At 40.6% G+C, this 8,516-nt stretch carries 6 protein-coding genes and 3 pseudogenes; 5 read left to right on the forward strand and 4 right to left on the reverse strand.

Features of this window, described 5'->3' with window-relative positions:
- The 3 genes and pseudogenes from ACKTSF_RS13860 to ACKTSF_RS13870 form a co-directional block, all read left to right on the forward strand.
- Positions 1 to 404 (forward strand): annotated as a pseudogene (locus ACKTSF_RS13860) (MobQ family relaxase); the annotation flags it as partial.
- 12 nt (positions 405 to 416) lie between these two features.
- Positions 417 to 640 (forward strand): annotated as a pseudogene (locus ACKTSF_RS13865) (LtrC-like protein); the annotation flags it as partial.
- Positions 641 to 1,123: 483 nt separating this feature from the next.
- Entirely contained in the window at positions 1,124 to 2,149 is a 1,026-nt protein-coding gene (locus ACKTSF_RS13870; protein WP_010619295.1) for an IS30 family transposase, read from the forward strand.
- 279 nt (positions 2,150 to 2,428) lie between these two features.
- Here the strand turns inward: ACKTSF_RS13870 and ACKTSF_RS13875 are convergent, their stop codons facing one another.
- Positions 2,429 to 2,770 (reverse strand): hypothetical protein, encoded by a 342-nt coding sequence (locus ACKTSF_RS13875; RefSeq protein ID WP_333504200.1) that lies wholly within the window; start codon positions 2,768 to 2,770, stop codon positions 2,429 to 2,431.
- A 140-nt stretch (positions 2,771 to 2,910) separates the two neighbouring features.
- On the opposite strand from ACKTSF_RS13875, the gene ACKTSF_RS13880 reads away from it, so the two are divergent.
- On the forward strand, positions 2,911 to 5,592 hold the full coding sequence (locus ACKTSF_RS13880; protein ID WP_407890190.1) for a mucin-binding protein: 2,682 nt from the start codon (positions 2,911 to 2,913) through the stop codon (positions 5,590 to 5,592).
- A gap of 247 nt (positions 5,593 to 5,839) precedes the next feature.
- Here the strand turns inward: ACKTSF_RS13880 and ACKTSF_RS13885 are convergent.
- The 3 genes and pseudogenes from ACKTSF_RS13885 to istA form a co-directional block, all read right to left on the reverse strand.
- Positions 5,840 to 6,064, reverse strand: a pseudogene (locus ACKTSF_RS13885) (transposase); the annotation flags it as partial.
- Between the two features lie 61 nt (positions 6,065 to 6,125).
- A complete protein-coding gene (gene istB, locus ACKTSF_RS13890) occupies positions 6,126 to 6,872 on the reverse strand; it encodes an IS21-like element helper ATPase IstB (RefSeq protein WP_010012133.1) in 747 nt (248 codons plus the stop codon).
- A 1-nt stretch (position 6,873) separates the two neighbouring features.
- Positions 6,874 to 8,097 (reverse strand): IS21 family transposase, encoded by a 1,224-nt coding sequence (istA, locus tag ACKTSF_RS13895; protein WP_407890192.1) that lies wholly within the window; start codon positions 8,095 to 8,097, stop codon positions 6,874 to 6,876.
- A gap of 299 nt (positions 8,098 to 8,396) precedes the next feature.
- Between istA and ACKTSF_RS13900 the strand changes: the two genes are divergently transcribed.
- On the forward strand, positions 8,397 to 8,516 hold a 120-nt coding region (locus ACKTSF_RS13900; RefSeq protein WP_407890103.1), incomplete at its 3' end, for a recombinase family protein.

Raw genomic sequence — 8,516 nt, forward strand, 5'->3', positions numbered from 1 at the left:
AGCTTAGCTTAGATCAGTTAGAAAATCATCACTTACAACGGGTTTTAAAGCATGATGGCACTAAACAACTCTTTTTTGGCGAATGCAAAGCCGATCCGACGATTAAGAACAGTCAGATCGAGAAAATCCAAAAGCAGTTAAAAGGGCAACAAGCCAAGGACGACCAGTACAGAAAAGCAAATATGGGGCATTATCAACCGCTAAATTATAAGCCAGTTAGTCCAGACTATTACTTAAAGACGGCCTTTAGTGATGCGATCATGACTGTTCTATATGCTCGTGATGAAGATTACCAACGGCAAAAGCAAGAACGTGGACTGAAAGAAACCGAGTGGGAAATGACGAAAAAGCAGCGGCAACACCAAACCCGGAACCGGCATGAAGATGGGGGTATGCACTTGTAATTCAAATGTAAAATAAAAAAGCTATCAGCCCGATCGCTTAATCAGTTATATCAAGTTTGCAACGACAAGTTCAGCAAGCAAGGAACCCACAACAAAAATCAGAACTAAAAAATAAACTAAATGATATACACCATGAAATCAGTAATCGAACACAAAAACAGCTGCAAGCATTTGCTGAACAAAACCCCAAAATAAAGAAACCAGAAGTGACAAACAATTTACAGATAAGAAGGTGAGAGAATCATAAATAACCAGTTATTTGAAACAACTAAAGAAGAATTATACCACCGGCCTAAACAGTTAATTAATTTGAACCAATGGCTCCTCGTAACCATTAATACAGCTAAATCGATGATCGATAATACAGATAAATCTCAGTTTATTTATTTAAATCACTTTGTTAAATGTAGTACAACTAGAGATGTTCAGCAAATGTTTGACGAAATACAGGGGAAGTTTGGAAATATAAATTTTTCCCAACGCCATAACCCTAGGTACCTATATCTATGTTCTTTAGTAGCCAATTTTCCACTAATGCAACTTTCAGTTGAAAATTGGCGGTTAATTAAAAATTTTATTTATGTTGATGATTATTTTTTACCTCGATTTAAAATTGAAGTGCAACACCTGCTCTACTAGACCAGTTCTTTATTCAGACTAGTCAAAAAGGCCATGAAGACCTATTCTTAATTCACCACAAACAAGAAAGAGGTATCTTCATGACCCGAATTAAGAATATCATATCTAATCAGTATCACCAACTCAATTTAGCTGAACGTGGTCGAATTGAATCCCTAAGGGACTTAGATTGGTCTATCCGCCGAATTGCCCAGGCCCTTCATCGTAATCCCAGCACGATTTCACGTGAATTAAAACGTGGGACAACGACACAGATTAACGCTAGTACTCATATCTTTGAACAGTCATATCTGGCAGAAACTGGTGAAGCAATTTATCGTAAGCACCGACTAAATAGCTGTTATCGTGGACTCTTTGATCATTGTCAAACCTTCTGTAATGCTTTGGTGACAGCTTTAAAAGCGCGTCCCAGGATGCATAGTGTGGATACTTTTGTCCACCAATTCAAGACTGATCACCCAAGGCTTGTCTGCCCCTCAACACCGACGGTGTACCGGTATATTGATGACCAGCGTTTAGCTATCCGCAATTCAGACCTACCAGCTAAACTACGTCGCCGGATTAAATGCCCCGGGGCAAAGCATCATCGAATCAATAAGAAAAATCTGGGCCATTCAATCGAAGAGCGTCCCGCCATGGTTCAAGCGCGTCAAGAGCTTGGACACTGGGAAGGTGACTTGGTCAAAGGCAAACGGGTTGAATCTGAGCCAGCATTAATGACTTTGACTGAACGTGTTAGTCGCTTAGAGATCATCGTTAAACTTCCCAATTATCATGCCGACACTTGCTTGAAAGCCCTCCAGAATACCTTATATGACTATGGAACCGAGCACTTTAAAACCATTACTTTTGATAATGGTGCTGAGTTCTCAAGCTTGAGTCAAGTCAAGGGAACTGACATCTACTTTGCCCATCCTTATTCACCATGGGAACGTGGAACCAATGAGAACACTAACGGCCTTTTGCGCGAGTTCTTCCCGAAGGGCAGATCCTTGGCTTCGGCCTCACTCATTGACATTCAGCTGGCTCAAGATACCTTAAATAACCGGCTACGGCGGTCATTGAACTATCGCTGCCCAGCCGATCTAATGCCTGAACTAGCTTAGCAACTAGACCACTTCTAAGAATAGATTCTTAGTGTTGCACTTGATTTGACAATTGAGGAAAAAAATAATTCCCAAAAATAGGCTTTCTTTTGAATAAATTTAATCACGTCAACCTTGCACTTGTTTTTAACTTTTCCACAGGAATTTCAAAATTAAAGAAGTCCTCGATTTAAATTTCATTAATGAAATTTTCTGGATTTAATACAACGATTTTTCAAAACGGCCAATAGGGTATACCCTATTGGCCTTTTTTTGATCCATTATCAATGGCTTTTTAAATTAGGGCCTAGTATTTTTGGAATGGAAATACTTTCCAACACCAAAAATTCTAGACCCGATAAAATTAGTGATTTTCTGATAATTGAATGGGATATTGGTGGTGTTAATATGAGGAATCATGGTCAATATCTGATTATGATCAATAGGGATCATACCAACGTAGAAGTTGTTTAAATCAATAACGGTCAAAGAATTAGGAACACGCAGTTTAAGTGCTTCTTGGGCTAAAGCTTTCATATTATAGGCATTATTATCAGATATTAAAGTAATATCACTGTCTTCACAAAGGTAGAAATCTGCTGAAGCAACATTACCAAGTAGCTGAAAAGTTGACTGGTTCATGATATCTCCTTGACTATTTACAAAAAAGTGCTTTATTTTGCAGAATTAGGTATGTCATTCTATTCTAAAAGTATATAATTGAAAGTAGATTAAAAGTAGATTAAAAGTAGGTTAGCTCAATATAAGGGAGGGAATTTATAATGGGAGAAAAGAAATTACATTATAAAATGTATAAAGATGGCAAAAAATTCGTTTTTGCCGCAATTGCTACACTGTCTTTTTTTGTCTTCGGTGGGGTATCAACGGTAGCAGTTCATGCTGATACCACCTCAGGGAACTTAACTGCCGCCACTGTAAACAGCACTAGTGATACGAAGAGCGCTGTTTCATCAGCAGCTACTGTAGCAAGCAGTGCCCGTGATACGAAGAGTGCTGCTCAATCATCAGCTACTGTAGCAAGCAGTGCCAGTGATACGAAGAGTGCTGCTCAATCAGCAGCTACTGTAGTAAGCAGTGCCCGTGATACGAAGAGTGCTGCTCAATCAGCAGCTACTGTAGCAAGCAGTGCCAGTGATACGAAGAGCGCTGTTTCATCAGCAGCTACTGTAGCAAGCAGTGCCCGTGATACGCAGAGTGCTGCTCAATCAGCAGCTACTGTAGCAAGCAGTGCCCATGATACGCAGAGTGCTGCTCAATCAGCAGCTACTGTAGCAAGCAGTGCCAGTGATACGAAGAGTGCTGCTCAATCAGCAGCTACTGTAGCAAGCAGTGCCCGTGATACGAAGAGTGCTGCTCAATCAGCAGCTACTGTAGCAAGCAGTGCCAGTGATACGAAGAGTGCTGCTCAACAATCAGCAGCTACTGCAGTAAGCAGTGCCAGTGATACGAAGAGTGCTGCTCAATCAGCAGCTACTGCAGTAAGCAGTGCCAGTGATACGAAGAGTGTTTTTCAGCTGCTAATGGCCTTATCATCTAATAGTGTCCAACCAGCTACCTCCATTAGTGATGATACTTATTTAAAAAATTTAGGAATTGATATTAACGACCTAAATACTAACAGTGTTTTAAAATTAGCTTCTCTGTTCCATATTTTTGCAAATCAAGCTAGTTTATCGGCGGATACTAATGGTAATTTAGCTGTTAAAATTTTAAATGGCTCTAATGATTTTGGTACACGTGGTGATTCATACAATTTAACTAGCGGTGATATTTATTACATTCAACAACTGGCCAAACATCTTCAAAGTAACGCTTTTAGAAATAAAACATTCAATCATGTAGTATTAGGTAAAGATGTTAATGTATCAATTGAAAATAACAAGGTCTTGATCAATGGTATCACTATGGATAATTTAAAACCTGAAGATGTTTATCAAGATACCAATGGGCGGACCTATATTGATTTTAGTGATGTATTTCAACAACTAGTAAAGGCATCTACCAGTTATGCTAGTACTCCTCAGTCAAAAGGTGTTATTTCAAATTATGATGACATGAATAATCGCTATGTTGATGTTTCGAAAGTAGCAACTGGAACACAAATTATTTATGTAAATGTTCCATTCAAATATTTGAGTGCTCCTCAGCCGATTACAATCAAGGGAATATCTCAAGAAGAAAATGGCCCCACTATCGTCATTAACGTTACTGATATTCCAAATGGTGATCAAAATATTTCTACACAAGTTCAATTAGATTATGATGATGGAACGAATTCTCTACCCAACAGTGAAGGGCATTCAGAGCCTAACCATGTATTATGGAACTTAGGTACCGGTGAACAAGTCTTCAATTTCAGCAGTGGTCGGTTTATGGGAAGCGTTTTAGCACCTAATGCGACTATTAATGCTGGAGTTAACATTGATGGGAATATTGTTGCTAATATCGTTAATATAACCGGCGGTGAATCGCACAGATGGGATATTCATCCACAACCGACGAAGCCAGCTCCAACGATTACGACAGAGAAGAAGACAGTTAATGAGACCATTCATTATGTCTACAAAGATGGCTCAAAGGCAGTCGCTGACCATGTTGCTAAGCCAGTAGAGTTCACACGTCAAGTCTCAACTGACGCAGTAACTGGGGCAAAGACGTATGGGTCTTGGTCAGCAGCTCAAAGCTTTGCCGCAGTCACAAGTCCTGAATTAAAGGGTTATACAGCTGACAAGGCGCAAATTGACAAGCAAACAGTTAATGGGGACTCCAAGGACTTAGCATTCACGGTTACCTATACCAAGAACGCTCCAACGATTACGACAGAGAAGAAGACAGTTAATGAGACCATTCATTATGTCTACAAAGATGGCTCAAAGGCAGTCGATGACCATGTTGCTAAGCCAGTAGAGTTCACACGTTCAGTCTCAACTGACGCAGTAACTGGGGCAAAGACCTATGGGTCTTGGTCAGCAGATCAAAGCTTTGCCGCAGTCACAAGTCCTGAATTAAAGGGTTATACAGCTGACAAGGCGCAAATTGACAAGCAAACAGTTAATGGGGACTCCAAGGACTTAGCATTCACGGTTACCTATACCAAGAACGCTCCAACGACGCCGGCAAAACCAGTTAACCCAAGTCAACCAACGACGCCAGCAAAACCAGTTAACCCAAGTCAACCAACGACGCCAGCAAAACCAGTTAACCCAAGTCAACCAACGACGCCAGCAAAACCGATTCAGGCTGGTCAAGCGGCGGCTACTAATTTTGTGGACCAACGGTTGCCTCAAACTGGTAAAAACAAAAAGCAGGCTAATGAAAATGAATTGCCTCAAACTGGTGAAAACAATAGTCAAAGTCAAACAATGTCATTTATTGGTATTTTGTTGGCAATGTTTGGAAGTTTACTCGGTTTTCTTGGTATCAAGAAACGTCGTAATGATTAACCATTAAATAAATATATCTGTAGTGAATATAGATTATTTAAAGAGGGCCCTGAAGAATATTATTATTCTGGCTCTGTGTCAAATGGTGTTGATTAATAGTTTTTATCTTTTGAAAGGTCCACTCTTCGGAGTGGGCTTTTTGTTATTGAATCGAAAAACTCCGTTTGAGAAGTCAGATGGCCGCAATTATGCTCTGTAGCCCTGTTTTTGAGCACACTCCTCCCCGGGGTGTCGTACACTGACTTTTCTAGGCAATCAGTTGGTAGATCCGTTCAAACATGCGCTCTTGATTGGCAAATCCATAACAGCTGCGCTTTAGCGCTTTAATTTTACGGTTAATGCCTTCTAGTGGGCCATTTGAAAGCTTGGTTTGAGAAGCATTCAAAACGCCTCTGAGGTTTTTCCTCAGTGTGGCAATGGCGATGTCCATTGGCTCACCGCACGACCTGTAGGTCTTGATGAGGTTCCTCAGGTGTCAAGGGCGGCGTAAAAATGTAGGTTTATGGCGGTTAAAAAATGTAGGTTTGTGGCGGTCAATCGGCTCCCTTAATTCGATAAGATTTACCGGTGATTTTAATTACGTAGGCATGATGAACCAACCGATCTAGAATAGCGGCAGTAACAGTCGGATTTTGAAAAGTTTCGACCCAGTTTGAGAGGTCGCTATTACTTGTAATAATGGTTGAATGCCGCTCATACCGTGCATTGATCAATTGAAACAAAAGATTGGCTTCATCATGATTGATCGGTAAATAACCGATCTCATCAATGATCAATAGCTCGTAGCGGGCATAACGACTAATGTTACGGTCTAACGTCCCTTTAGCATCAGCTGCCCGTAAATGCGCCAATAGTTCATGACAGTTGATAAAAAAAGCTCGTTTACCCTGATGACAAGCCTCAATACCGATACCAATCGCTAGATGCGTTTTCCCCACACCAGGACTACCAATGAAAATCAGATTCTTGTGTTGTTCGAGAAAGGCTAAGTCTTGAAAGCCTAAGATTTCTTGCTTATTAATACTGGGTTGAAAATTAAAATCAAAGGCGCTCAGGGCCTTCGCCTGAGGAAAACGGGCCCGTTTGATGATTCGTGCTATTTGTTGGCTTTGTGTCCAGGCCAATTCAGTGTTCGTCAGCTCAAGCATGGCATCGGTAAATGAAAGCTGTTGCCCGTTGATCTGATCAATATATTCCGGCAAATAGGCGTGCATCTTACTTAATCCTAGAACATCGAGATTATTGAGTAACGCTTGGAATTTAGTTGTTGTTTGTCGCATGTTACACCTCGTCATAGGCACTCATATGGGCCGCAATATAAGCTTTGATGTCCGTCTCACTACGTCCCTTAAGTAGATCTGAACCAAGAATATTGATCTGGTCATCCTCGTTGTAATTAAATTGCTGGGTTGTAATATCGTGCGCGCGAATCAATTCTCCGTTATAATAAATTTGGATGTGATGTTCATCATTAGACAGTTCAATATTGACTGTCCGTCCGATATACCGTGGATCCACGGAGTATTTGCATTTGCGAAAGATAACCATTGATTCCTTCGACACGACACGGGTAATGTCTTCTTCGAAGAAGGGTTTAAGTAGGTCATCTGGTAGCTGGTGCAGGTACTCTTTTTCTTCGGCCAGCCACTTATCTTGTGGGATTTCGTTGGTAGCCTGTGAGACCTCATGATTAAGTTCATCGCAGAGATTGTCAACTAAGTTAATCAACTCAACCCCATCACAGAACTCATAATTGTAGGGGCGTAGACGTTCAACGGTGCGAGCTAATGCTTCAACTGAGCCTTTAGTTTGTGGTCTAAAAGCGCGACAAGCGATGGGTTTATAGCCTGCGTCCTGACTAAACTGACGAAAACGTTCATTGAAAACGGGGTGACCAAAGTTTGATTTTGAATGGTCAACGACTTGCTTCATGTTATCGAACCAGATCTCAGTTGGTACGCCGCCGGTGTGCCAAAAAGCGTCATCAAGGCAATTAAATAAAGTATCTTGGCTGCGTTCGAAAATCAAAGTCAAATATTTTAATTTTGAGTAAGGTAAGACATATAGAAAAATATTAAAATAATAGGGCTTATTTTCCTTGTTGTAAAGCGTCATCTCCTCTTTCCAATCAACTTGGGCTGAAAGACCAGCAGTGTGTTCAACTCGGATCGTTGCTTTGTGCGTTCGCGCTTTACGAATAGAGGCACAATAGGTTTTAACGATCGTATATTGACCCTGAAAACCTTTCTTCTGAATGAACTTAAAAATCGCCATGGCTGAACAGTTCAGTTCAAGTTTGGCCTTGATAACATCACGATAGGGATCAAGCAGGCTAGGGCGTTGCTTTTTCTGTTTCTGTGGCTTGGCGTCACCTTCCTTTACTTCTTGATAAGCTTTCTTGGCAGTGCGATAGTCAACGTCATATTGTCGGCTTAAAGCGGCATAATTGGGTTCGATATCATTATCCACGTAACGTTTCACTCCTTCTCTAATGTCGTGTCTCACATCATTAACCTCCCCGATTAAGATGTGATTAATGGTATCAAAAAATGTAGGAAAACCGACAATTTCTCACCGCCCTTTTCCTACATTTTATAACCGCCGTTTACACTCAGGCGCTCTGGGTCTAGAATTTTTGGTGTTGGAAAGTATTTCCATTCCAAAAGTACTAGGACCTAATTTAAAAAGCCATTGATAATGGATTAAAAACGGCCACTAGGGTATACCCTAATGGTCTTTTTTATTTCTGTGCTATACTAGGAATTACAAGTGTTCATTAGAACTGTCCAAAAGGAGAATTGGAAATGGCTAAAATCGGTTATGCGCGTGTGAGTTCCAAGGAGCAACATTTAGATCGACAGTTAGCGGCTTTAAAAGACGTTGATAAATTATTTACGGATAAATTAAGTGGGGCTAACACTAAT

The sequence above is a fragment of the Levilactobacillus muriae genome (assembly GCF_045862015.1).
Taxonomy (GTDB): Bacteria; Bacillota; Bacilli; order Lactobacillales; family Lactobacillaceae; genus Levilactobacillus; species Levilactobacillus muriae.